20 protein-coding genes are annotated in these 21,629 nt (G+C 64.2%); 18 read left to right on the top strand and 2 right to left on the bottom strand.

What is annotated here, in order from left to right:
- The first annotated feature begins 38 nt into the window (after positions 1 to 38).
- Positions 39 to 2,663 carry an alanine--tRNA ligase gene (gene alaS, locus AC27VE_RS09810; RefSeq protein WP_488703717.1) on the top strand — a complete coding sequence of 875 codons (2,625 nt, stop codon included), beginning with the start codon at positions 39 to 41 and terminating at the stop codon, positions 2,661 to 2,663.
- Positions 2,663 to 2,932: a sulfurtransferase TusA family protein gene (locus tag AC27VE_RS09805; RefSeq protein WP_006224009.1), complete on the top strand. Its 270-nt coding sequence runs from the start codon at positions 2,663 to 2,665 to the stop codon at positions 2,930 to 2,932. The genes alaS and AC27VE_RS09805 overlap by 1 nt, the downstream gene beginning before the upstream one ends.
- A 90-nt stretch (positions 2,933 to 3,022) precedes the next feature.
- Here the strand turns inward: AC27VE_RS09805 and AC27VE_RS09800 are convergent, their stop codons facing one another.
- Positions 3,023 to 3,604 (bottom strand): hypothetical protein, encoded by a 582-nt coding sequence (locus AC27VE_RS09800; RefSeq protein WP_088590953.1) that lies wholly within the window; start codon positions 3,602 to 3,604, stop codon positions 3,023 to 3,025.
- Positions 3,605 to 4,040: 436 nt separating this feature from the next.
- Between AC27VE_RS09800 and rpsP the strand changes: the two genes are divergently transcribed.
- The 8 genes from rpsP (at position 4,041) to AC27VE_RS09760 (ending at position 10,306) form a co-directional block, all read left to right on the top strand.
- Positions 4,041 to 4,301: a 30S ribosomal protein S16 gene (gene rpsP, locus AC27VE_RS09795; RefSeq protein ID WP_006224007.1), complete on the top strand. Its 261-nt coding sequence runs from the start codon at positions 4,041 to 4,043 to the stop codon at positions 4,299 to 4,301.
- 84 nt (positions 4,302 to 4,385) lie between these two features.
- Positions 4,386 to 5,003, top strand: coding sequence for a ribosome maturation factor RimM (gene rimM / locus AC27VE_RS09790; protein ID WP_006224006.1), 618 nt, complete (start codon positions 4,386 to 4,388; stop codon positions 5,001 to 5,003).
- Entirely contained in the window at positions 5,003 to 5,851 is an 849-nt protein-coding gene (trmD, locus tag AC27VE_RS09785) for a tRNA (guanosine(37)-N1)-methyltransferase TrmD (protein ID WP_488703716.1), read from the top strand. The genes rimM and trmD overlap by 1 nt, the downstream gene beginning before the upstream one ends.
- A gap of 107 nt (positions 5,852 to 5,958) precedes the next feature.
- Positions 5,959 to 6,645 (top strand): helix-turn-helix domain-containing protein, encoded by a 687-nt coding sequence (locus tag AC27VE_RS09780; protein ID WP_427958685.1) that lies wholly within the window; start codon positions 5,959 to 5,961, stop codon positions 6,643 to 6,645.
- A 99-nt stretch (positions 6,646 to 6,744) separates the two neighbouring features.
- Complete coding sequence (locus AC27VE_RS09775) at positions 6,745 to 7,500, top strand: ABC transporter substrate-binding protein (protein ID WP_006224003.1); 756 nt, start codon at positions 6,745 to 6,747, stop codon at positions 7,498 to 7,500.
- A 122-nt stretch (positions 7,501 to 7,622) separates the two neighbouring features.
- Positions 7,623 to 8,276, top strand: a complete 654-nt coding sequence (locus AC27VE_RS09770; RefSeq protein ID WP_006224002.1) for an amino acid ABC transporter permease — start codon at positions 7,623 to 7,625, stop codon at positions 8,274 to 8,276.
- The gene (locus tag AC27VE_RS09765; protein WP_488703715.1) at positions 8,273 to 9,004 is read left to right on the top strand and encodes an amino acid ABC transporter ATP-binding protein; all 732 of its coding nucleotides are present in this window, start codon (positions 8,273 to 8,275) and stop codon (positions 9,002 to 9,004) included. The genes AC27VE_RS09770 and AC27VE_RS09765 overlap by 4 nt, the downstream gene beginning before the upstream one ends.
- Positions 9,005 to 9,016: 12 nt before the next feature.
- Positions 9,017 to 10,306, top strand: coding sequence for an NAD(P)/FAD-dependent oxidoreductase (locus AC27VE_RS09760; protein ID WP_488703714.1), 1,290 nt, complete (start codon positions 9,017 to 9,019; stop codon positions 10,304 to 10,306).
- A gap of 83 nt (positions 10,307 to 10,389) precedes the next feature.
- On the opposite strand, the gene AC27VE_RS09755 is transcribed toward AC27VE_RS09760, so the two are convergent.
- The gene (locus tag AC27VE_RS09755) at positions 10,390 to 13,284 is read right to left on the bottom strand and encodes a valine--tRNA ligase (RefSeq protein ID WP_424626173.1); all 2,895 of its coding nucleotides are present in this window, start codon (positions 13,282 to 13,284) and stop codon (positions 10,390 to 10,392) included.
- A 404-nt stretch (positions 13,285 to 13,688) separates the two neighbouring features.
- On the opposite strand from AC27VE_RS09755, the gene ndk reads away from it, so the two are divergent.
- From ndk to der, 8 genes are read left to right on the top strand one after another with little or no spacing between them, the layout of a single operon-like run.
- The gene (gene ndk, locus AC27VE_RS09750; protein WP_006223997.1) at positions 13,689 to 14,114 is read left to right on the top strand and encodes a nucleoside-diphosphate kinase; all 426 of its coding nucleotides are present in this window, start codon (positions 13,689 to 13,691) and stop codon (positions 14,112 to 14,114) included.
- A gap of 44 nt (positions 14,115 to 14,158) precedes the next feature.
- Positions 14,159 to 15,313 carry a dual-specificity RNA methyltransferase RlmN gene (rlmN, locus tag AC27VE_RS09745; protein WP_006223996.1) on the top strand — a complete coding sequence of 385 codons (1,155 nt, stop codon included), beginning with the start codon at positions 14,159 to 14,161 and terminating at the stop codon, positions 15,311 to 15,313.
- Positions 15,310 to 15,804, top strand: coding sequence for a helix-turn-helix domain-containing protein (locus AC27VE_RS09740; protein WP_088590960.1), 495 nt, complete (start codon positions 15,310 to 15,312; stop codon positions 15,802 to 15,804). The genes rlmN and AC27VE_RS09740 overlap by 4 nt, the downstream gene beginning before the upstream one ends.
- 13 nt (positions 15,805 to 15,817) lie before the next feature.
- Positions 15,818 to 17,104, top strand: coding sequence for a flavodoxin-dependent (E)-4-hydroxy-3-methylbut-2-enyl-diphosphate synthase (gene ispG, locus AC27VE_RS09735; RefSeq protein WP_488703713.1), 1,287 nt, complete (start codon positions 15,818 to 15,820; stop codon positions 17,102 to 17,104).
- Positions 17,105 to 17,159: 55 nt separating this feature from the next.
- Complete coding sequence (gene hisS / locus AC27VE_RS09730; RefSeq protein WP_488703754.1) at positions 17,160 to 18,446, top strand: histidine--tRNA ligase; 1,287 nt, start codon at positions 17,160 to 17,162, stop codon at positions 18,444 to 18,446.
- Between the two features lie 3 nt (positions 18,447 to 18,449).
- Entirely contained in the window at positions 18,450 to 19,088 is a 639-nt protein-coding gene (locus AC27VE_RS09725; protein ID WP_006223992.1) for a YfgM family protein, read from the top strand.
- Positions 19,089 to 19,093: 5 nt separating this feature from the next.
- Positions 19,094 to 20,251 (top strand): outer membrane protein assembly factor BamB, encoded by a 1,158-nt coding sequence (gene bamB / locus AC27VE_RS09720; protein WP_035212870.1) that lies wholly within the window; start codon positions 19,094 to 19,096, stop codon positions 20,249 to 20,251.
- Between the two features lie 25 nt (positions 20,252 to 20,276).
- On the top strand, positions 20,277 to 21,629 hold the full coding sequence (gene der, locus AC27VE_RS09715) for a ribosome biogenesis GTPase Der (RefSeq protein ID WP_006223990.1): 1,353 nt from the start codon (positions 20,277 to 20,279) through the stop codon (positions 21,627 to 21,629).

Here is a 21,629-nt window from a genome sequence, read left to right as displayed (position 1 = left end):
TATAATCAAAGATTCGCCTAAATCCTGCGTCATCCACGATGAAATCCTCTGAGATTCGCCGCCAGTTCCTGCAATTCTTCCAGTCGAAGGGACACACCATTGTTCCTTCCTCGTCGCTCGTCCCCGGCAACGACCCGACCCTGCTCTTCACCAATTCGGGCATGGTCCAGTTCAAGGACGTCTTCACCGGCAAGGAATCGCGGTCGTACACGCGCGCCACGTCGTCGCAGCGCAGCGTGCGCGCCGGCGGCAAGCACAACGACCTGGAGAACGTGGGCTACACCGCCCGCCACCATACGTTCTTCGAAATGCTGGGCAACTTCAGCTTCGGCGACTACTTCAAGCGTGATGCCATCCAGTACGCCTGGGAACTGCTGACGCAGGTCTACAAGCTGCCGGCCGAAAAGCTCTGGGTCACCGTGTACCAGGAAGATGACGAGGCCTATGACATCTGGGCCAAGGAAGTCGGCGTGCCGACCGAGCGCATCATCCGCATCGGCGACAACAAGGGCGCGCGCTACGCCTCCGACAACTTCTGGCAGATGGCCGACACCGGCCCGTGCGGCCCGTGCTCGGAAATCTTCTTCGACCACGGCCCGGAAATCTGGGGCGGCCCCCCGGGATCGCCCGAGGAAGACGGCGATCGCTACATCGAGATCTGGAACCTGGTGTTCATGCAGTTCGAGCGCGACGCCGCCGGCAACATGCCGCGCCTGCCGCGCCCCTGTGTCGATACCGGCATGGGCCTGGAGCGTATCGCCGCTGTCCTGCAGGGCGTGCATTCCAACTACGAAATCGACCTTTTCCAGAAACTGATCCACGCTGCCGCTCGCGAAACCGGCATCAAAGACCTGGAAAACAATTCGCTCAAGGTCATCGCGGACCACATCCGCGCCTGCTCGTTCTTGATCGTGGACGGCGTGATCCCCAGCAACGAAGGCCGCGGCTACGTGCTGCGCCGCATCGTGCGCCGCGCGCTGCGTCACGGCTACAAACTGGGTCAGACCAAGCCGTTCTTCCACCGTCTGGTGCCGGATCTCGTCGCCGAAATGGGCGAGGCCTATCCGGAACTGGCCGCCATGGCCGACCGCGTGGCCCAGGTGCTCAAGCAAGAAGAAGAGCGTTTCGGCGAAACGCTGGAACACGGCATGCGCATCCTGGATACGGCCCTGGCCAATGTGGCCAAGGGCGGCGTGCTGGACGGCAACACGCTGTTCACGCTGTACGACACCTACGGTTTCCCGGTTGACCTGACCGCCGACATTTGCCGCGAACGCGAAGTCGAGATCGACATGGCCGGCTTCGAGGTCGCCATGGAACGCCAGCGCGACCAGGCTCGCGCCGCCGGCAAGTTCAAGATGGCCGAAGGCCTCAGCTACGAAGGCGCCGACACGCGCTTCGAAGGCTATGAAAAGCTGGAGCTGGACAACGTCAAGGTCACCGCCTTGTACGTGGACGGCACCCAGGTGCAGGAAGTGAAGGCCGGCCAAAGCGCCGTGGTCGTGCTGGACGCCACCCCGTTCTATGCGGAGTCGGGCGGCCAAGTCGGCGACACGGGCTTGCTGGAAGCGGACGGCGTGCGCTTCGCCGTCGCCGACACCCTGAAGATCCAGGCAGGCGTTTTCGGCCACCATGGCGTACTGGAATCCGGTTCGCTGTCCGTGGGCGACACCCTGCTGGCGCGTGTTGACGCGGTCCGCCGCGCCCGCACGGTCCGCAACCACTCGGCCACCCACCTGATGCACAAGGCCTTGCGCCAGGTGCTGGGCGCGCACGTGCAGCAGCGCGGCTCGCTGGTGGACGCCGACAAGACCCGTTTCGACTTCGCGCAAGACGCGCCGATGACCGCCGAACAGATCGCGCGCGTCGAGGCCATCGTCAACGCCGAAGTGCTGGCCAACCAGCCCACGGTGGCCCAGGTCATGGCCTACGACGATGCGGTCAAGGGCGGCGCCATGGCGCTGTTCGGCGAAAAGTATGGCGATACCGTGCGGGTGCTGGATATCGGTTTCTCGCGCGAACTCTGCGGCGGTACGCACGTCAGCCGCACGGGCGATATCGGCCTGTTCAAGATCGTTTCCGAAGGCGGCGTGGCCGCGGGTGTGCGCCGTATCGAGGCCATCACCGGCGACAACGCGCTGGCTTGGGTGCAGAACCAGAACGCCTTGCTGACCCAGATCGCGAGCATGCTGCGCAGCACGCCGGCCGATGTGCCGGCCCGCATCGCGCAGGTGCAGGATCAGGTCAAGGCACTGGAAAAAGACCTGGAACAATCGCGCAACAAGCTGGCCGCCAGCGCGGGCAACGACCTCGCCACCACCGCCGCGGTGGACGTCAAGGGCATCAAGGTCCTGGCCGCCAGCATCGGCGACGTGGATCCGAAGGCCTTGCGCGGCATGGTCGACAACCTGAAAGACCGCCTCAAGCCGGCCGTTGTGCTGCTTGCCACCGGCTCGGCCGATGGCAAGATCAGCGTGGTGGGTGGTGTCACGGCTGACCTGACCGACCGCATCAAGGCCGGCGACCTGGTGGGCTTCGTGGCCAGCCAGGTGGGCGGCAAGGGCGGCGGCCGCCCCGACATGGCCATGGGCGGCGGCACCGACCTCGCTGCCTTGCCTGCGGCGATCGCCGGTGTGCAGAAGTGGGTGGGCGAGCGTCTCTGATGGGCGGCGCGGATACCGGCCTCGATGCGGGCGCGCAAGCGCCTGCTTTCGAACAGGAAGTGGATGCCAGCGGCCTGACTTGCCCGTTGCCCATTCTGCGCGCCAAGAAGGCATTGGCACAGATGGCCAGCGGCGAGGTCTTGCGCGTCATTACGACGGACCGCAACGCTATCCGCGACTTCCAGGCTTTTGCTCGGCAAACCGGCAACACGCTGGTCTTGCAGCAAGAGGATGACGGCCGCGGCGTGCATTACCTGCGCCGGCGATGATCCTCCAGGCGGGCCGCGGCATGGCGGCGCACCCCGCACCAACAAAAAGGCCCGCTTCATGCGGGCCTTTTTTCGTCGACGCTGGCGTGCTTACTTGTGGATGGCTGCCGCGACAGCCTGAGTGATGGTGAAGTCCACCAGATCGCCTTCCTTGAGCTGCTGTAGACGCGCCTGCAGGGCGGGGTCCTTCACCTGGATCGTGCGCATGCCGCCTTGCGGGCCTTTCAGCGTGACCAGGTTGGCGCTTTTGTTGATGTGCCAGATCTCGGCGGTGATCGTCGTCTGGCGGCCCACTGCACCACCCGGCTTGGCGCCCTTGGCGCTGCGGTTGGCGGCGGTCTCGGTCACCACTTCCGGGGCGCCCGAACCGGCCGGGCGCACATCGACCGCGACGGACTCGTAATAGTCCAGTGTCAGCGTGTCGCCTGGCTTGATCTGTTGGAAGTTACGGACTTCCGGGCCCGCCAGCACGTCAACGGTGTTGCCGTTGGCGCCTTGCAGCGTGATGGTGCGGGTCGCGGGGTCGACGGCCGTGACCTTGCCCGAAGCGGTGGTCAATGCCGCGCCTACGACACGGGCGGAGGCCGCAAGCGGCATTGCCAGCGTGCCCAGCAGCAGGCCGGTCAGAGCAAGGCGCGCGACGGGGGCGAAGACGGATTTCTGGTTCTTCATGGTGTGGCACCTCTCCAATAGAGGAAGTGTTGGGAAAAAACACGGAAAAAACGCGGGGAAAACCGGGGCAGGAAAAAGGGGGGATGGTCCGCCCTCAGTGCGAGGGCTTGGAAGCAGCAGAAGGGCGGCGCCGTAGCGGCGTAGCCGGGGGGAGCAAAGCGTCAGGTCTTGCGCAGGTCGACATAAAACCGATCTCTCCAATCGGGTTATTCTTCACACGCACTCAGGTTCAACCGCACAAAGGCAGACGCGAAGCGCGGCTGGGGGCTACACTTTCACCTGCGGCGGGCTCCGGCCCGTATTTGTAGAATACCCGGATGTGGTGTTTTAGGATACAAATTGCGCCGCCACGACTGATTCAGCACCTGCATTTGCCAGCCGGCTTGTTTAAGTGCTAGAATTTCCCGTTTTTCACAACTAATTCAAGGGATTACCTATGGTGGTGATTCGCCTGGCCCGCGGTGGGTCCAAGAAGCGTCCGTTTTACAACCTGGTGGCCACCGATTCGCGTAACCGTCGCGACGGCCGCTTCATCGAGCGCGTGGGTTTCTACAACCCCGTCGCTAGCGAAGGCACGGAAAACCTGCGCATTGCGCTGGATCGCGTGCAGTACTGGACCGGCACTGGCGCGCAACTGTCGCCCGCTGTCGAGCGTCTGGTCAAGGACTACTCGGCCAAGGTTTCCGCCGCAGCTTAATTGCCTGCGTCGTACAGCCAAGCCGTTAGTTCAGCTGTAAAGCTACCATTCTTAGCTGTTTCATCATTACGAAGAGCGCGATACATGTCTGATGCCGCAACCTCTAACGCGGCGCCTACGGATTTGATCGAGCTGGGCCGCATCAGTGCAGCCTACGGTGTGAAAGGCTGGGTTAAGGTGCAGCCACATTCGGCCAATGCCGAAGTGCTGCTCTCAGCGTCTCAATGGTGGTTGACTCGCCCTGTGCCTGAATTGGCGCGGGGCGCTGTCGCGTCTGCGCCTGTCGCAATCAAGGTTCTGCAAGTCCGTTCGCAGGGCGCCACCGTGGTGGCCCAGCTGGCAGGCATTGCGGATCGCGATCAGGCGGAAGCCTTGCGCGGATACTCCGTGCAAGCGCCGCGCGGTTCTTTTCCCGCGCCCAAGGAAGACGAATACTACTGGGTCGACCTCATCGGTTGTTCGCTGTATACCAGCGCCGCCGGTGAACCCGCGCTGATTGGCGTGGTGGACGAAGTCCTTGATAACGGCGCTCACGCCGTTTTGAAGGTCTTGTGCCAGAAGGTGGGGGCCGAAGGGCCCGAACCTATCCTGAACGCCAAAGGCCGACCCGCCGAAATGCTTGTTCCGTTCGTACGCGCGCACATACACGCCGTCGATTTGGCTGCTCGCCGCATAGACAGCGACTGGCCGGCGGATCTTTGATGCGATTTGACGTCATTACGCTCTTTCCCGAAATGTTCGGGGTGGTGCGCGATCTGGGTGTCACCGGCCGGGCGCATGCCCAGGGCCGGTGGTCCTTGCACGCCTGGAATCCCCGCGATTTCACGCAGGACGTCCATCGCACCGTGGACGACCGCCCTTATGGCGGCGGCCCCGGAATGGTCATGATGGCGGCCCCTTTGGAAGCCGCTGTCAATGCCGCCCAGGAAGCGCGTGCTGCGCAAGGCCTGGGCCGCGCCCCCGTGGCGCTGCTGGCGCCTGTTGGCCAGCGCTACGATCAAGCGGGTGCCGAAACTTTGGCCGCAAGCGACGGGATCATCCTGATTTGCGGCCGCTACGAAGGCGTGGACCAGCGCTTCATTGAACGCTGCGTCACGCATGAAATCTCGCTGGGCGACTTTGTGTTGTCCGGCGGAGAGATCGCCGCCCTGGCGGTGATCGACGCCGCTGTGCGCCTCGTGCCCGGCGTGTTGAACGATGGCGATTCTGCCTTGCAGGACTCGTTCAACGACACCTTGTCCGGCTTGCTGGACAGCCCCCATTACACGCGCCCCGAAGTCTATGAGGGCGAATCCGTGCCCGCGCCGCTGCTAAGCGGCCACCACGCCAACATCGCCCGCTGGCGACGCGAACGCTCGCTTGCGCTGACGGCCGCCCGGCGTCCCGAGCTGATCGAATCCGCCCGCGCCAAAGGCTGGCTGAACAAGGCGGACGAGCGCTACCTGGCCGAATTGGCCGGCACGTACGACCCCGCTACCGACGCGCCCAAACGCCGGCGCAAACCGTCGGCCAAGCCCGCCCAGCCGCCCAAGACGTCCGACGCGTCCTAAGCGGTTTCCCTGCCTGATCCGGTCCGCAACCGCTAGGGATGTTCCTAGGTTGTGGCCGTTCCGGCTGCTCCTTAGTATTGAAAATTACATGCAAATGAAATTTTCATATGACCCGATCCTCTACCGGCCGCGCCGCCTCTGAACGCCGCACCGCCTTGCCGCCACAGGCAAGCGCGCTGGCGGGCAGGCCGGAATCCGCCGTCGATCTGTGGCTGGGCCAGCAATTGCGTCAACTACGCAAGCAGCAAGGGCGTTCCCTGGCTGAGGTCGCCCGCGCTTGCGGCATGTCGCTGGGCTTGTTAAGCCAGATCGAACGTGGCCTGAGTTCCGCGTCGGTAAAGGTCCTGCACCTGCTGGCACGCGAATTCAACGTATCCGTGAATTCGTTGCTGCGCAACGCCGAGCACACGCAAAGCGAAGACGGCGGCCGCGTCGCCCGCGCGGGTACGCACCGCTATATCGATCTGAGCGAAAAGGGCATCAGCAAAGAGGTGTACACGCCGCCAGCGTGCCGCAGCATGGACCTGTGCCGCGCCACCATCGAACCCGGCGGCTCGACCGGGCAGGAGCTTTTCGTGACGGGGCAGGGCGAGCAGATCGGCGTGGTGCTCAAGGGCTCGCTGGAGCTTTGGGTGGGCGACCGCGTCATGCTGCTCAATGAAGGCGACAGTTTTTGCTATGCCAGCAGCACACCGCGCCGCTGGCGCAATCCCGGGTCGCAGACGACCGAGGTCATCTGGGCCATCTCCAACATCACTCAACCCGCGGGAGACGACACGCAACAGGCGCCCTAAGCGCATAGCTTCCATAGCGGCGCGATGACTCAGGGGATCGTCGCGCCACCGGGCACGCCGCGCGTTGTCCGGCCTTCTTTGCCACGACGAGGATATGTCATGAAATTCAAGACTCTGGTTGTCTCGGTATTCGCAGCATTGTCCATGGCCGCGGGCGCGCACGCCCAGACGGTGTTGAAAGTGGGGTCCACACCCACCGGCAGTCCTTTCACCTTTCTCGATACCAAAACCAACAGCATCGAAGGGGTGATGGTCGACATCGTGAAGGCGGTCGGCAAAGAAGCGGGATTCGAAGTGCAGATCGAGCCCATGGCGTTCTCGGCGCTGATCGGCTCGCTGACTTCCAAGCGCATCGACATCGTGTCGGCCGCCATGTTCATCACGCCGCAGCGGCAGCAGGTCGTCAGCTTTTCGGACCCCGTATATCGCTATGGCGAAGGGTTGATGGTGCTGAAGACCGATAACAAGGAATACAAGTCCTTCGCCGACATGAAGGGCATGACGGTCGGCGTGCAGGTCGGCACCGCGTTTGTCGAGCCGATCCAGAAAAGCGGCATGTTCAAGGAAGTGAAGCTCTACGACAATCCGCCCGACATGATGCGCGACGCCAACGCCGGCCGCATCCAGGGCGGTTTCATGGACTTCCCCATCGCGGCCTACATCCTGACGCAGGGCAACTATCCCAACTTGAAGATGGCGTCGTCCTACCAGCCGACCATCATGGGCAGCCTGGGCCTGGCAACGCGCAAGGAAGACTCGGCCTTGCTTGATCGCATCAACAAGGCGCTGGTCAAGCTGAAGGCAGACGGCGCGATCGACGCCATCCTGAAAAAGTGGGGTTTGTCCGGCGGCTGATGCCGGCCTGATCTCACGCAATCAAGCGTTATTGCATCGACCTGGCCGGCGCGTGTCCACGCGCTGGCAGGCCGGGCGCACCCCGCGTGCCAGCGCGCGGTCTTGTCGGGATGGGTGAAGTCATGACGGAATTCTTCAAGGACTCGGCGGAGTACCTGCCGATATTGCTGCAAGGGGCGAAGCTGACGATCCTGGTGACGCTGGGCTCGCTCGCGTTGTCGACCGTGCTGGGCCTGGTGTGGGCGCTGATGCGGGTCTCCGGGAATTCGTTCCTGTCCAAGCTCAGCGGCGGAATCATCAACTTGCTGCGCGGCATCCCGATCATCGTGCTGCTGTTCTACATCTACTTCGTGATGCCCGACATGGGAGTGTCGCTGACGGCCGTGCAAGCCGCCATCATCGGCCTGGGCGTGGCGTATTCCGCCTATCAGGCCGAGAACTTCCGCGCGGGCATCCAGGCTATCGACCGTGGCCAGATCGAAGCTGCTATGGCGATGGGCATGAGCTGGAGCATGACGATGCGGCGCGTGGTGCTGCCGCAAGCCGTGAAAATCGTGCTGCCGCCTTACGGCAACATCATGATCATGATGCTGAAGGATTCGTCGCAGGCCTCCACCATCACGGTGGCCGAACTGGCCCTGCAGGGCAAGCTGATCGCCGTCTCGACGTTCAAGAACGCCACCGTGTTCTCGCTGGTCGCGCTGATGTACCTGGTGATGTGCGTGCCGCTGATCCTGCTGGTCCGGCATCTGGAAAAAAGGAGCGCCACGAAATGATCGAGCTCAAAGGAGTCCGCAAGAGCTTCGGCCCGCTTGAGGTGCTCAAGGGCATCGACGCCGAAGTCACCAAGGGCGAAGTCGTGTGCGTGATCGGCCCGTCCGGTTCCGGCAAGTCCACCATCCTGCGCTGCATCAACGGGCTTGAGCGCTACAACGCCGGGCGCATCACGGTCGATGGCGAGCTGGTCGACGCCGACGCCCCGTCCATCGTGTCCATCCGCACGCAGGTGGCGATGGTGTTCCAGCGCTTCAACCTGTTCCCGCATCGCACCGCGCTGGAAAACGTGATCGAGGGGCCGATCTTCGTGAAGAAAGAGCCTCGTGCGCAGGTGCTGGAGCGCGGCCGCGAGCTGCTGGCCAGCGTGGGCCTGGCCGACAAGGCGGACGCGCACCCGAACCAGTTGTCGGGCGGGCAGCAGCAACGCGTGGCCATCGCGCGCGCGCTGGCGATGCAGCCCAAGGCTATCCTGTTCGACGAGCCGACGTCCGCACTGGATCCCGAGCTGGTGGGAGACGTGCTGGGCGTGATGCGCAAGCTTGCCGAGGTCGGCATGACCATGGTCGTCGTGACCCATGAAATGAGCTTCGCGCGCGAGGTCGCCGACCGCGTCATGTTCTTTGACGGTGGCGTCATGGTCGAACAGGGCGCCGCCCGAGAGCTCCTGAATCATCCGCAGCACCCCCGCACGCAGGATTTCCTGCGCCGTGTGCTGCATCCCATGTAGGAAGGAACCATCATGCAGCAAGTGCCGTTTCCTCTTTCCCCCTCGTTATGGGCAGCGACCGCCGCGGCGCCTCCGTCGACCCAGCCGCTTGCAGCCTCCGTGCAAGCGGATGTGCTGGTCATCGGCGGGGGGTACGCCGGCCTGAGCACGGCGCTGCATCTGGCCGAGCGCGGCGTGAATGCCGTGGTGCTGGAAGCGCGCGAGATCGGGTTTGGTGGTTCGGGCCGCAATGGCGGCCAGGTGATTCCGGGACTGAAGTACGACCCGGATGCCTTGATCTCGATGTTCGGCCAAGAGCGTGGCGAACGGCTGCTGCGGTTCGCGGGCTCGACCGCGGACGCGGTGTTCAACCTGATCGACCGCCACGCCATGGATGTGCCGCACGTCCGCAAAGGCTGGATCCAGGGTGCTCACAACGCCGACGCGCTGCGTATCGCGCACGACCGCGCGGCGCAATGGGCGCGCCATGGCGTGGATGCGCAACCCCTGGATCGTGCGCAGGTGGGCCGCTTGCTGGGCACGGACCGCTATCTGGGCGGATGGGTGGATAACCGTGCCGGCGCGGTGCAGCCGCTGAGCTATGCGCGAGGGCTGGCGCGCGCCGCGCTGAATGCCGGCGCCACGATCCATACGGATACACCCGTCACCGCCCTGGCCCGCAACGGCGGCAAATGGGTAGCGACGACAGCCGGTGGCGCGACGGTCACCGCTGACCGGGTGGTGATGTGCACCAACGCCTATGGGGGCGACCTGTTGCCCGGGTTGAAGACGTCCATCATCGATGCCAACACCTTCCAGGTGGCCACGGCGCCGTTGCCGGAGACAGTGCGCGCGGGCATCCTTCCCGAAGGGCACGTCAGCTCCGACACCCGCAACCTGTTGCTGTATTTCCGGCTGGACCATCAGGGCCGGTTGCTGATGGGCGGGCGCGGCCCGTTCCGTGAACCCAAGGGGCCGCAAGACTGGGCGCACTTGGAACGCGTGATGCTGAAGCTGTTCCCGCAGGTGGCGGGTACGCCGTTCGAGTACCGCTGGTGTGGGCGCGTCGCCGTTACCCGCGACTACCTCCCGCATCTGCACGAGCCGCAACCGGGCCTGCTGGTGGATATCGGTTGCCAGGGGCGCGGGGTGGGGCTGCAGACCAGCATGGGCCGCGCCATGGCCCAGTACGTGGCAACAGGCGACGCCAGCGCGCTGCCTCTGCCCTTGTCGCCGGTTGTGCCGTTTCCGATGTACGGCCTGCGGCGGCTCTACGTCAATGCGGTGGTGACCTGGTATCGCATGACGGACGGCGGCGTCTGACTGTTGCGGCCTCTGTTGCGCATGAAATGAAAAACCCCGGAACCAGTCCGGGGTTTCTCGTTTCAGCCGGGCAGGGCGGCCGTTCAGTCGCCCAGCTTGGCGCGCTGTTCACGCACCTTCTGCAGGGTTTCGCCGAACTGCGCCATGCGCGCCTTCTCCTGTTCGACGACCGCCGCTGGGGCGCGTTCGACGAAGCTGGCGTTCGACAGCTTGCCGTTGGCCTTGGCGATTTCGCCTTCAAGGCGCGCAATTTCCTTGTCCAGGCGAATGCGCTCGGCGGCCACGTCGATCTCGACGTGCAGCATCAAACGGCTGGCGCCCACGACCTGGACCGGCGCGCCGGCGTCCGGCAGGGTGTCCAGCACGTCGACCTGGCTCAGCTTGGCCAGCGCGGCCAGGTAGGGCGCGTTGCGCGTGAGCGTGGGCGCGTCGCCCTGGGCGCACAGCGGCACCTTCTGGGCGGGCGACAGGTTCATTTCGCCGCGCAGGGCGCGCACGGCTTCGACCTGGGCCTTGAGCTCGGCCACGTCGGCCTCGGCGGCGGCATCCACCGCGGCCGGGTTGGCTTGCGGGTAAGGCTGCACGCTGACGCTGTCGGCGACGCCTTCCTTGCGCTTGCCGGCCACCACCGACACCTTCTGCCAGAGTTCTTCCGTGATGAACGGAATGATCGGGTGAGCCAGGCGCAGCACGCATTCCAGCACGCGGATCAGCGTACGGCGCGTGCCCAGCTGCTGGGCAGGCGTGCCGGTCTGGATCTGCACCTTGGCCAGTTCCAGGTACCAGTCGCAGTACTCGTCCCAGACAAAGCGGTACAGCGCGTTGGCGATGTTGTCGAAGCGGTAGTCGGCAAAGCCGCGCGCCACATCGGCTTCCAGCGTCTGCATCTGGCTGATGATCCAGCGGTCGACGAACGAGGTTTCGCCTGCATCCGTGCCCGTCAGGTCATGGCCTTCGGTATTCATCAGCACGAAGCGCGTGGCGTTCCACAGCTTGTTGCAGAAGTTGCGGTAGCCCTCGCAGCGCTTCAGGTCGAAGTTGATGTTGCGGCCCAGCGTGGCGTAGGCGGCCATCGTGAAGCGCAGCGCGTCGGTGCCGAAGGCGGGGATGCCGTCCGGATACTGACGGCGCGTCGCCTTTTCGATGGCGCCGGCCTGCTTGGGATTCATCAGGCCGTAGGTGCGCTTGGCGACCAGGCCGTCCAGGTCAATGCCGTCGATCAGGTCGACCGGGTCCAGCGTGTTGCCCTTGGACTTGCTCATCTTCTGGCCATCCGCATCGCGGATCAGGCCGTGCACGTAGACGTGCTTGAACGGGATCTGGCCGGTCAGGTGCGTGGTCAGCATGACCATGCGGGCGACCCAGAAGAAGATGATGTCAAAGCCCGTGACCAGCACGCTGGAGGGCAGGTAGCGTTGCAGGTCCGGCGTGTTTTCCGGCCAGCCCAGCGTCGTGAAGGGCACGAGGCCCGACGAGAACCAGGTGTCCAGCACGTCCGGGTCGCGCTTGAGGTCACCCGTCACGCCGGCGGCGCGCGCCTGTTCGATGGCGCCGGCTTCGTCGTGCGCCACGAAGACCTGGCCGTCTTCCGAGTACCAGGCCGGGATCTGATGGCCCCACCACAGCTGACGCGAGATGCACCAGTCCTGGATGTTGTTCAGCCACTGGTTGTAGATGGTGGTCCAGTTGTCCGGGTAGAACTTGATGCGGCCGTCGGCCACCACGTCCAGCGCCACTTCGGTGATGCTCTTGCCCGGGTTCAGCGTGCCTTCCGGGGCCGGCTTGCTCATGGCCACGAACCACTGGTCCGTCAGCATGGGCTCCAGCACGACGCCGGTGCGGTCGCCCTTGGGCTGCATCATCTTGTGCGGTTCGATCTTGACCAGATAGCCTTCGGCATCCAGTTGGGCGACGACCGCCTTGCGGGCCTCGTAGCGCTCCAGGCCCTGGAACTGCTTGGGGCCGTTTTCGTTGATGTGCGCATCCAGCGTGAAGATCACGATCAGCGGCAGATCATGGCGCATCGCGCAGGCGTAGTCGTTGAAATCGTGTGCGCCGGTGATCTTGACGCAACCCGTGCCGAATTCGGGGTCGACGAAATCGTCCGCGATGATCGGGATGTTGCGGTCGCACAGCGGCAGTTCGACTTCCTTGCCGATCAGGTGCTGGTAGCGCGGATCGTCGGGGTGCACGCACAGGGCGCCGTCGGCCAGCATCGTTTCCGGTCGGGTCGTGGCGATCGTCATGCCGCGCAGCGTGACGGTCTGGCCGTCCTTGTCGACGATGGTCTGCGGCCCGTCGACGAAGGGGTAGAGGATGTGCCACATGTGGCCATCGGTCTCTTCGGACTGGACTTCCAGGTCGGACACGGCGGTCAGCAGCTTGGGATCCCAGTTGACCAGGCGCTTGCCGCGGTAGATCAGTCCCTGTTTATGCAGGCGCACGAAGGTTTCCACCACGCCGCGCGACATGCGGTCGTCCATGGTGAAGTATTCGCGGGGCCAGTCGGCCGAGGCGCCCAGGCGGCGCACCTGCTCGGTGATGGCGTTGCCCGACTTTTCCTTCCATTCCCAGACTTTTTCCACGAATTTTTCGCGGCCGAGGTCGTGGCGGGAAACCTTCTGGGCATCCAGCTGTCTTTCAACAACGATCTGGGTGGCGATGCCGGCGTGGTCGGTGCCGGGGATGAATACGGTGTCGTCGCCCGCCATGCGGCGGTAGCGCACCAGCCCGTCCATGATGGTCTGGTTGAACGCGTGGCCCATGTGGAGCGTGCCCGTCACGTTGGGCGGCGGGAACTGGATCACATAGGGCTGGCTTTCCGTCCCCGTTTTTACATGCTGGCCCGCCGTGAAGTAGCCGCGCTTGTCCCACTCGGCGTACCAGCGGGATTCCAGTTCGGAAGGTTCGAAGCTCTTGGAGAGTTCCGGGGTGTCGCTCGCGGGATTCGCGGCGTTCGGGGGAGCGGCTTGAGTCATTACAGGGTTCCGGCAAACAGGGCGCCCGGCGTAGGGATACGGGCAGCAAACCGCTCATTTTAAGATGTAATGCGGTCTTCTCAGCGTGTTAGAATACCGGGTTACTGTAAACCTTTTAGAAGTCCCTGAATTCATTAAGGATTCCTTCGGAAATGCGCACGGAAAAGTGCACGTTTCAGAAATCCGAAGCAGAATTGAGGGCGCGTCCGATCGGTAGGCAGTGTCGAATCCCTGCCTTGGCCATGTGGTTCAGGACGGCCCGGAGCGTTCAACAGAACTGTTCAAACACCCCGGACCGCCTGTGCGCCAACGCGCGATGACACTTCAAGGGTGACACCGACAAGTGCAGAGCCACGCCAGGCAATTCATCAGAAACCAGTCAGAAATCAGCTTTCGGAGTTCTTATGTCCATCCAACGCACCCTCTCGATCATCAAGCCCGACGCCGTCGCCAAGAACGTCATCGGCCAGATCGTCGGCCGCTTCGAGCAAGCCGGCCTGAAGGTCATCGCCGCCCGCCTGGCCCAACTGTCGCGCGCCGACGCCGAGCGTTTCTACGCCGTGCACTCGGAACGCCCCTTCTTCAAGGACCTGGTCGATTTCATGATCTCGGGCCCGGTCTTCGTGCAAGTGCTGGAAGGTGAAGATGCCATCCTGAAGAACCGCGACCTGATGGGCGCCACGGACCCGAAGAAGGCTGCTCCCGGCACCATCCGCGCCGACTTCGCCGACAGCATCGACGCCAACGCCGTTCACGGCTCCGACGCTCCGGAAACGGCTGCTGTCGAAATCGCTTTCTTCTTCCCCGAAATCAACATCCACAGCCGTTGATTTTCGCGAAAGCACTGTTTTAGTTTTTTAGCGTTACCCAGGTCATGGAATCCGTCGAACGAATCAATTTGCTGGGGCTGGATGGCTCCGCCCTGTCCGAACTTGTCGGGCAGTGGGGCGGCAAGCCTTTTCGCGCCCGTCAGCTGCAACGCTGGATGCACCAGCGTGGCGCCGATTCGTTCGACGCCATGACCGATCTGGCCCGCGAATTCCGCGGCCAGCTCGCATCGCATTGCCGCATCGAGGCCTTGCCCGTCAATATCGAGCAACGCTCGACCGACGGCACGCGCAAGTGGCTGTTCGATGTGGGCCAGGGCAATGCCATCGAAACCGTCTTCATCCCCGAAGACGATCGCGGCACCCTCTGCATTTCCAGCCAAGCCGGCTGCGTGGTGAACTGCCGCTTTTGCTCGACCGGGCATCAGGGCTTCAACCGCAACCTGAAAACCAGCGAAATCATCGGTCAGCTGTGGTGGGCCAAGCGCGTGCTGGAAGCCGACATCGGCACCGCCCGCCTGGAAAGCGCCAAGGCCACCGAAGATACGCGCGTCATCAGCAACGTGGTCATGATGGGCATGGGCGAACCCCTGCTCAACTACGACCAGGTCCTGCCGGCGCTGCGCCTGATGCTGGACGACAATGCCTATGGCTTGTCACGCCGCCGCGTCACGGTGTCCACCTCGGGCGTCGTCCCCATGATGGATCGCCTGTCGCAGGACTGTCCGGTGGCGCTGGCCGTCTCGCTGCATGCGCCCAACGATGCGCTGCGCGACGAGCTGGTGCCGCTGAACAAGAAGTACCCGCTGAAAGAGTTGCTGGCGGCCTGCGAGCGCTATCTGGCGTTTGCCCCGCGCGACTTCATCACGTTTGAATATTGCATGCTGGACGGCATCAACGATACCGACCAGCACGCCAAGGAACTGATCCAAATTGCACGCCAGCTGCGCTGCAAGCTCAATCTGATTCCGTTCAACCCCTTCCCCGAGTCGGGCCTGAAACGTTCCAACTCGGCGCGCGTCAAGGTGTTCGCGCAGCGCCTGATGGACGCGGGCATCATCACGACCGTGCGCAAGACCCGGGGCGACGACATCGATGCAGCTTGTGGTCAACTGGCCGGAGAAGTGCGGGATCGCACTCGGATTACCGAGCGCAATGCCGCACAGCGCCAGACCATACCAATTAAACAGGTGCATGCATGACGCAGGATTTCGCTTCTGCAGTTTCTGAAACGCCCGCAAGCGCTGCGGGCAACGTGGGCTCGGCATTGCGCACGCTGCGCCAGTCCAAAGGCTGGTCGCTCGACGAAGTGTCCAGTCGCATCAAGTTTTCCACGAAGCAGATCGAAGCCCTTGAAAACGAAGCGTGGGCGGACCTGCCCACGGGCGTTTCCCTGCGCGGCCTGGTCCGCAACTACGCGCGCCTGCTGGGCGCCGATTCGCAAGCCATCGTCGATTCGCTGGACCCCAAGGCCCGCGTCACCGGTCCGGTGAAGCTGAGCCCGGGCGCCCTGCATTCGGCGCATTCCATCCCCCAGTCCAGCGCCGATGACGACCGTTCGTCTTCGACCTCCTGGGGATGGCTCATCGCCATCGTGCTGGTGCTGGCCGCCGGCGTGGCGTATGCCTTCTGGCAAGGCTGGTTGCCGCAGCAATGGCTGCCGTTCGACTGGCTGCAGAAGCCGACCAAGTAACCCGGTTCCACCGATGCAAGATTCTTCTTTGCCTTGCCAGGATGCGCCGCCACCCGCCGTGGGGGCCGCGATGCGCCGCGCCACGCGTTCGGTGGCAGTGAAGTGGGGCGATCGCGTTGTGATGGTGGGCGGCGACGCCCCGGTCGTGGTGCAGTCCATGACCAACACCGACACCGCGGACGCCATCGCCACGGCGATCCAGGTCAAAGAGCTGGCGCTGGCCGGCTCTGAACTGGTGCGGATCACGGTGAATACGCCCGAGGCGGCCCGCGAAGTGGTTGCCATCCGCGAACAGCTCGACCGCATGGGCGTGAATGTGCCGCTGGTGGGTGACTTTCACTACAACGGCCACAAGCTGCTGACGCAGTTTCCCGAGTGCGCGCAGGCGCTGTCCAAATACCGGATCAACCCCGGCAACATGGGCGGCGGCAAGCGGCGCGACGACAATTTCGCGCAGATGATCGAAGTGGCCTGCCGCTATGACAAGCCCGTGCGTATCGGCGTGAACTGGGGCAGCCTGGACCACGAACTGATGGCGCGCAAGATGGACGAAAACAGCCGTCGTGCGCAGCCCTGGGAGGCCCAGGCCGTGATGCGCGACGCGCTGGTCGTGTCTGCCATCACCAACGCGCAACGCGCCGAAGAGCTCGGCCTGCGGCGCGACGCCATCATCCTGTCGTGCAAGGTCAGCCACGTCCAGGACCTGATCGCCGTTTACCGCGACCTGTCCGCCCGTTGCGACTACCCCCTGCACCTGGGGCTGACCGAGGCCGGCATGGGCAGCAAGGGCATCGTGGCGTCCACCGCCGCGCTGGCCGTGCTGCTGCAGCAGGGCATCGGCGACACGATCCGCATTTCGCTCACGCCGGAACCTGGCGGCGATCGCAGCCGAGAAGCCGTCGTGGCGCAGGAAATCCTGCAGACGATGGGTCTGCGTGCGTTCACGCCAATGGTCGTGGCATGCCCCGGTTGCGGCCGCACCAGCAGCACGTTCTTCCAGGAACTGGCTGATAGCATCCAGTCCTATCTGCGCCGTCAGATGCCGGTCTGGAAGGCGCAGTATCCGGGCGTCGAAAGCATGAACGTCGCGGTCATGGGCTGTGTGGTCAATGGGCCGGGCGAAAGCCGTCATGCCGATATCGGAATCAGTCTGCCGGGAACGGGCGAAGTGCCCGCGGCGCCGGTATTCGTGGACGGGGAACGCACGGTTACGCTCAAGGGCGACCATATCGCCGAAGAGTTCCAGGCCATCGTCGAAGACTACGTGGCGCGCCGTTACGGCGCGCTCACCTCTCATTAAAAGAAAGGGTGTAGCCGCGGACGCGCCGGCAGGCGCGTGATGCGGCATGATCAAGATGACTCAAGCTTTCCAGAAAGTGGCCGCCATACGCGGCATGAATGACGTGTTGCCCGGGCCGAGCGCCCGCTGGGAACAGTTCGAGGAAATCGTGCGCGGCTGGCTGCGCGGCTATGGCTATCGCAACGTGCGTACGCCCGTGCTTGAGCATACGCGCCTGTTCACGCGCGGCATCGGCGAAGTCACCGACATCGTCGAAAAAGAGATGTACACCTTCACCGACGCATTGAACGGCGAATCGCTGACGATGCGTCCCGAGATGACGGCCGGCATCGTGCGCGCCTCGATCGAGCACAACATGCTCTACGACCGCCCGCAACGCGTCTACTCGATCGGCCCCGTCTTCCGCCACGAGCGCCCGCAGCGCGGCCGCTACCGCCAGTTCCATCAGATCGACGTCGAGGCCCTGGGCTTTGCCGGCCCTGACGTGGACGCCGAACTGATCGTCATGCTGGCCCGTCTGTGGAAACTGCTGGGGCTGAAGGACGTGCGCCTGGAGTTGAACTCCCTGGGCCAGCCCGCCGAGCGCGCCGCGCACCGCGCCGCCTTGATCGAGCACCTGGAAAAGCATCGCGACATCCTGGATGAAGACGGCCAGCGTCGCCTGTACACCAACCCGCTGCGCGTGTTGGACACGAAGAACCCCGCCATGCAGGAAATGGCCAACAGCGCGCCGCGCCTGTTCGACTTCCTGGGCGAAGAGTCCCGCGCACACTTCGATGGCGTGTGCCAGCGCCTGACCGACGCGGGCATCGAATACAGCCTGAACCCGCGCCTGGTGCGCGGCCTTGACTACTACAACCTGACGGTTTTCGAGTGGGTCACCGACCGCCTGGGCTCCCAGGGCACGGTCTGCGGCGGCGGCCGCTACGACGGCCTGGTCGAACTGCTGGGCGGCAAGCACGCCCCCGCGGTCGGCTTCGCAATCGGCATGGAACGTCTGCTGGACCTCTGGGAGCAGAGCGTGCAGCTGGAGGCGCCGGCGGAATGCGAAGTCTACGTCGTGCATCAGGGCGAAGAAGCCCAGCGCCTGGCAGCCCGGGTTGGTGAAGACCTGCGCGACGCCGGTCTGTCAGTCGTCGTGCATGCCGGTTCGGCCGGTTTCAAGTCCCAATTCAAGCGTGCGGATGCCAGCGGCGCCATGGTTGCGGTTATTCTTGGCGCCGATGAAGTTGCGTCGCAGACCGCCAGCGTCAAATATTTGCGTGCGGACGCCCAGGGCGACGCGGCTCAGCAGCAGGTCCCGCTGAAGGATCTGGCTGCGGTACTGAACAACAAGGGTTAAGGCATGGCATACGATCTCGAAGAACAGGAAAAACTGGACGCAATCAAGGCGTGGTGGGCCCGTTACGGGACGCTGGTTGTCACGCTGTTTGCCGTCGTCGCGCTGTCCTGGGGCGGTTGGTGGGGCTGGAAGGCCTACGAATCGCACCGCGCCAATCAGGCCATGGGCTACTTCGAAGCGCTGGAAGACGCGGCCCGCCTGGGTGGCGCCGATTCCGCCGTGCGCATCAAGACCGCTGCTGCCACGCTGCGCGACCAATACCCGGCCACCGGCTACGCCGCCCGCGGCGCGCTGGTTGCGGCGCAGGCCCTGCAGGCTCAGAAGGACGAGGCCGGTGCCCGTGAACAGCTGGAATGGCTGGCCGCGCAAGGCAAGAACCCGGCCATGCAAGCCGTGGCGCGCCTGCGCCTGGCCGGCATGCTGCTGGATCAGAAGCAATACGACCCGGCGCTTGCACAACTGAACAATCCGCCGGCCGCCTTTGCCGCCTTGTTCGCGGACCGCCGTGGCGATATCCTCGCTGCGCAAGGCAAGCGCGATGAAGCGCGTGCGGCATGGCAAAGCGCCATTGATGGCCTGGGTACGGCGAATCCGATGACCCAGGTTGTGCAACTGAAATTGGATGCCTTGAGCGGAGCGTGACTGTAATGCGTAAATTTGCACCTGGTCGTACGTGGCGTGGCGCCGTTTGCCTGGCAAGCTTGCTTGCGCTGGGCGGATGCGGCTTGTTTTCGCACGATGACGGCCGTTACGATCCCGCACCGCTGACCGAGTACAAGGCCGGCATGTCCGTGCACCAGGTCTGGTCGACGTCGATCGGCAGCGGTTCCGGCCTGGGCTTCGCGCCCACGGTCCTGGGCAGCGCCGTCTACGCCGCCACGCCGGATGGCTCGGTGGGCAAGTTCGACCTGCAAAGCGGCCGTCCTCTGTGGAAGGCCAAGACCGACGGCAAGCTGTCGGCTGGCGCCGGCAGCGACGGCACCACCACCGCGGTTGCTTCGCCCGACGGCGACGTGATCGCCTTCGACGACAGCGGCAAGGTGAAGTGGAAGGTCCGCGCCACCAGCGATGTCACGATCCCGCCGGTGGTGGGTTATGGCATCGTGGTGGTCCGCAGCGGCGACTATCGCATCCAGGCGTTCGACGCCAACAGCGGCGAGCGCGTCTGGAACGTGCAGCGCCCGGGCCCCTCGCTGGCATTGCGCAGCGTGTCGCAGATGGTCCTGGCCGAAGGTCTCGTCATCACCGGCCTGCCCGGCGGCAAGCTGATGGCGATCGCCTCCGACAGCGGCAACGTGCAATGGGAAGGCACCGTGGCGACGCCCAAGGGCGCCAGCGACCTCGAGCGCCTGACCGACGTCGTCGGCGCCCCGCGCATCGCGGGTAATCTCCTTTGCGCGGTCGCCTATCAAGGGCGTATCGTCTGCTTTGACGTCACGGCCGGCGGCCGTCCGTTGTGGGCCAAGGACTTCTCCAGCGTCAGCGGCGTCTCGCTGGACGAGCGCTTCGCTTACGCGGCGGACCAGAACAGCGTCGTCAGCGCGTTTGCGCTGGATAATGGCGGCAATGTCTGGAAGCAGGCAGCGCTGAAGAACCGCCAAGTGACTGCACCGGCTATGCTGGGTGGTGCGCTTGCAGTTGGCGACCTGGAAGGCTATCTGCACTTCCTGTCGCGTAGTGATGGCAGCCTGATGGCGCGGCTGTCCGTGGGTGGTGGCGCCGTCGTTTCGCCGCCGCAAACCACCCCCCAAGGTGTGCTGGTCCAGACGGGCAATGGCAATCTCGTCATGATCGGCGCCAACTAAAACCTATAGAACAAAGCCTTACACCGTGTCTTTCAAGCCTGTCGTTGCCCTGGTCGGTCGCCCCAATGTGGGGAAGTCGACCCTTTTCAACCGCCTGACGCGATCGCGCGCCGCGTTGGTGGCCGATTTTTCCGGCCTGACCCGCGATCGCCATTACGGTGAGGGCAGGGTAGGCGAGATCCCGTTCATCGCTATCGATACCGGCGGTTTCGAGCCGGTCGCCAAAGACGGCATCCTGCTGGAGATGGCGCGCCAGACCCGGCAGGCCATCGCCGAGGCGGACGTGGTGGTGTTCCTGGTCGATGCCCGCGCCGGCATCAATGCGCACGACCACGAAATCGCGCAGTTGCTGCGCAAGTCCGGCCAGCAGCGCGTGCTGTTGGCGGTGAACAAGGCGGAAGGCATGGGCCTGGGCCCGGCCATCTCCGAGTTCCACGAGCTTGGATTGGGCCAGCCCTACCCGATTTCGGCGGCGCACGGCGACGGCATCGTCGACCTGATCGAACTGGCGCTGAAAGACCTGGCCGAGCCGCCTGTCGAAGAAGAAGTCTTCGAGGAAGGCGATCACGATCACCGCATCAAGCTGGCGATCGTGGGCCGTCCGAACGTCGGCAAATCGACCCTCATCAATACCTTGATGGGCGAAGAGCGCGTGATCGCGTTCGACTTGCCGGGCACCACGCGCGACGCCATCGAGATCGATTTCGACCGTGACGGCCGCCGCTACACGCTGATCGACACGGCTGGCCTGCGCAAGCGCGGCAAGGTGTTCGAGGCCGTTGAAAAATTCTCAGTCATCAAGACGCTGCAGGCCATCGAGGCCAGCAACGTCGTGCTGCTGATGCTGGATGCGCACACCGAGATTTCCGAGCAGGATGCCCACATCGCGGGCTTCGTGCTGGAAACCGGCCGCGCCGTCGTGGTGGCCATCAACAAGTGGGATGGCCTGGACGGCGAGGAAAAGGAACGCATCGAACGCGAATTCCAGCGCAAGCTGCGTTTCCTGTCGTTCGCGCGCATGCACACCATTTCGGCGTTGCGCGGGCAGGGCATCAAGCCGCTCTTGAAGTCCATCAATTCGGCGCATGCCGCCGCGTTCGCCAAGCTGTCCACGCCCAAATTGACGCGTGAACTGCAGGCCGCCATCGAGCAGCAGCAGCCGCCCCGCAAGGGCATCTTCCGTCCCAAGATGCGCTATGCGCACCAGGGCGGTCAGAACCCGCCGCTGGTCGTCATCCACGGCAATGCGCTGGACGCCATCCCCGATTCGTATCGTCGGTACCTGGAAACGCGTTTCCGCAATGCGTTCGATCTGGCCGGTACGCCTTTGCGCATCGAATTCAAGTCTTCGCACAACCCCTACGCGCAGGAAAGCTGA

This window comes from Achromobacter sp. 18P8.1.1, from assembly GCF_057799415.1.
The sequence above is the reverse complement of the archived record's forward strand: the minus strand, read 5'-3'. Positions and strand labels throughout refer to the sequence as shown.

Bases quoted from the DNA above. Each gene is read 5' to 3' on its own strand.
- alaS (WP_488703717.1), top strand. From the start codon at position 39: ATGAAATCCTCTGAGATTCGCCGCCAGTTCCTGCAATTCTTCCAGTCG.
- AC27VE_RS09770 (WP_006224002.1), top strand. From the start codon at position 7,623: ATGACGGAATTCTTCAAGGACTCGGCGGAGTACCTGCCGATATTGCTG.
- AC27VE_RS09725 (WP_006223992.1), top strand. From the start codon at position 18,450: ATGGCATACGATCTCGAAGAACAGGAAAAACTGGACGCAATCAAGGCG.
- AC27VE_RS09780 (WP_427958685.1), top strand. From the start codon at position 5,959: ATGACCCGATCCTCTACCGGCCGCGCCGCCTCTGAACGCCGCACCGCC.
- bamB (WP_035212870.1), top strand. From the start codon at position 19,094: ATGCGTAAATTTGCACCTGGTCGTACGTGGCGTGGCGCCGTTTGCCTG.
- ndk (WP_006223997.1), top strand. From the start codon at position 13,689: ATGTCCATCCAACGCACCCTCTCGATCATCAAGCCCGACGCCGTCGCC.
- AC27VE_RS09755 (WP_424626173.1), bottom strand. From the start codon at position 13,284: ATGACTCAAGCCGCTCCCCCGAACGCCGCGAATCCCGCGAGCGACACC.
- AC27VE_RS09765 (WP_488703715.1), top strand. From the start codon at position 8,273: ATGATCGAGCTCAAAGGAGTCCGCAAGAGCTTCGGCCCGCTTGAGGTG.
- AC27VE_RS09805 (WP_006224009.1), top strand. From the start codon at position 2,663: ATGGGCGGCGCGGATACCGGCCTCGATGCGGGCGCGCAAGCGCCTGCT.
- rimM (WP_006224006.1), top strand. From the start codon at position 4,386: ATGTCTGATGCCGCAACCTCTAACGCGGCGCCTACGGATTTGATCGAG.
- rlmN (WP_006223996.1), top strand. From the start codon at position 14,159: ATGGAATCCGTCGAACGAATCAATTTGCTGGGGCTGGATGGCTCCGCC.
- AC27VE_RS09800 (WP_088590953.1), bottom strand. From the start codon at position 3,604: ATGAAGAACCAGAAATCCGTCTTCGCCCCCGTCGCGCGCCTTGCTCTG.
- ispG (WP_488703713.1), top strand. From the start codon at position 15,818: ATGCAAGATTCTTCTTTGCCTTGCCAGGATGCGCCGCCACCCGCCGTG.
- rpsP (WP_006224007.1), top strand. From the start codon at position 4,041: ATGGTGGTGATTCGCCTGGCCCGCGGTGGGTCCAAGAAGCGTCCGTTT.
- AC27VE_RS09760 (WP_488703714.1), top strand. From the start codon at position 9,017: ATGCAGCAAGTGCCGTTTCCTCTTTCCCCCTCGTTATGGGCAGCGACC.
- AC27VE_RS09775 (WP_006224003.1), top strand. From the start codon at position 6,745: ATGAAATTCAAGACTCTGGTTGTCTCGGTATTCGCAGCATTGTCCATG.
- hisS (WP_488703754.1), top strand. From the start codon at position 17,160: ATGACTCAAGCTTTCCAGAAAGTGGCCGCCATACGCGGCATGAATGAC.
- AC27VE_RS09740 (WP_088590960.1), top strand. From the start codon at position 15,310: ATGACGCAGGATTTCGCTTCTGCAGTTTCTGAAACGCCCGCAAGCGCT.
- trmD (WP_488703716.1), top strand. From the start codon at position 5,003: ATGCGATTTGACGTCATTACGCTCTTTCCCGAAATGTTCGGGGTGGTG.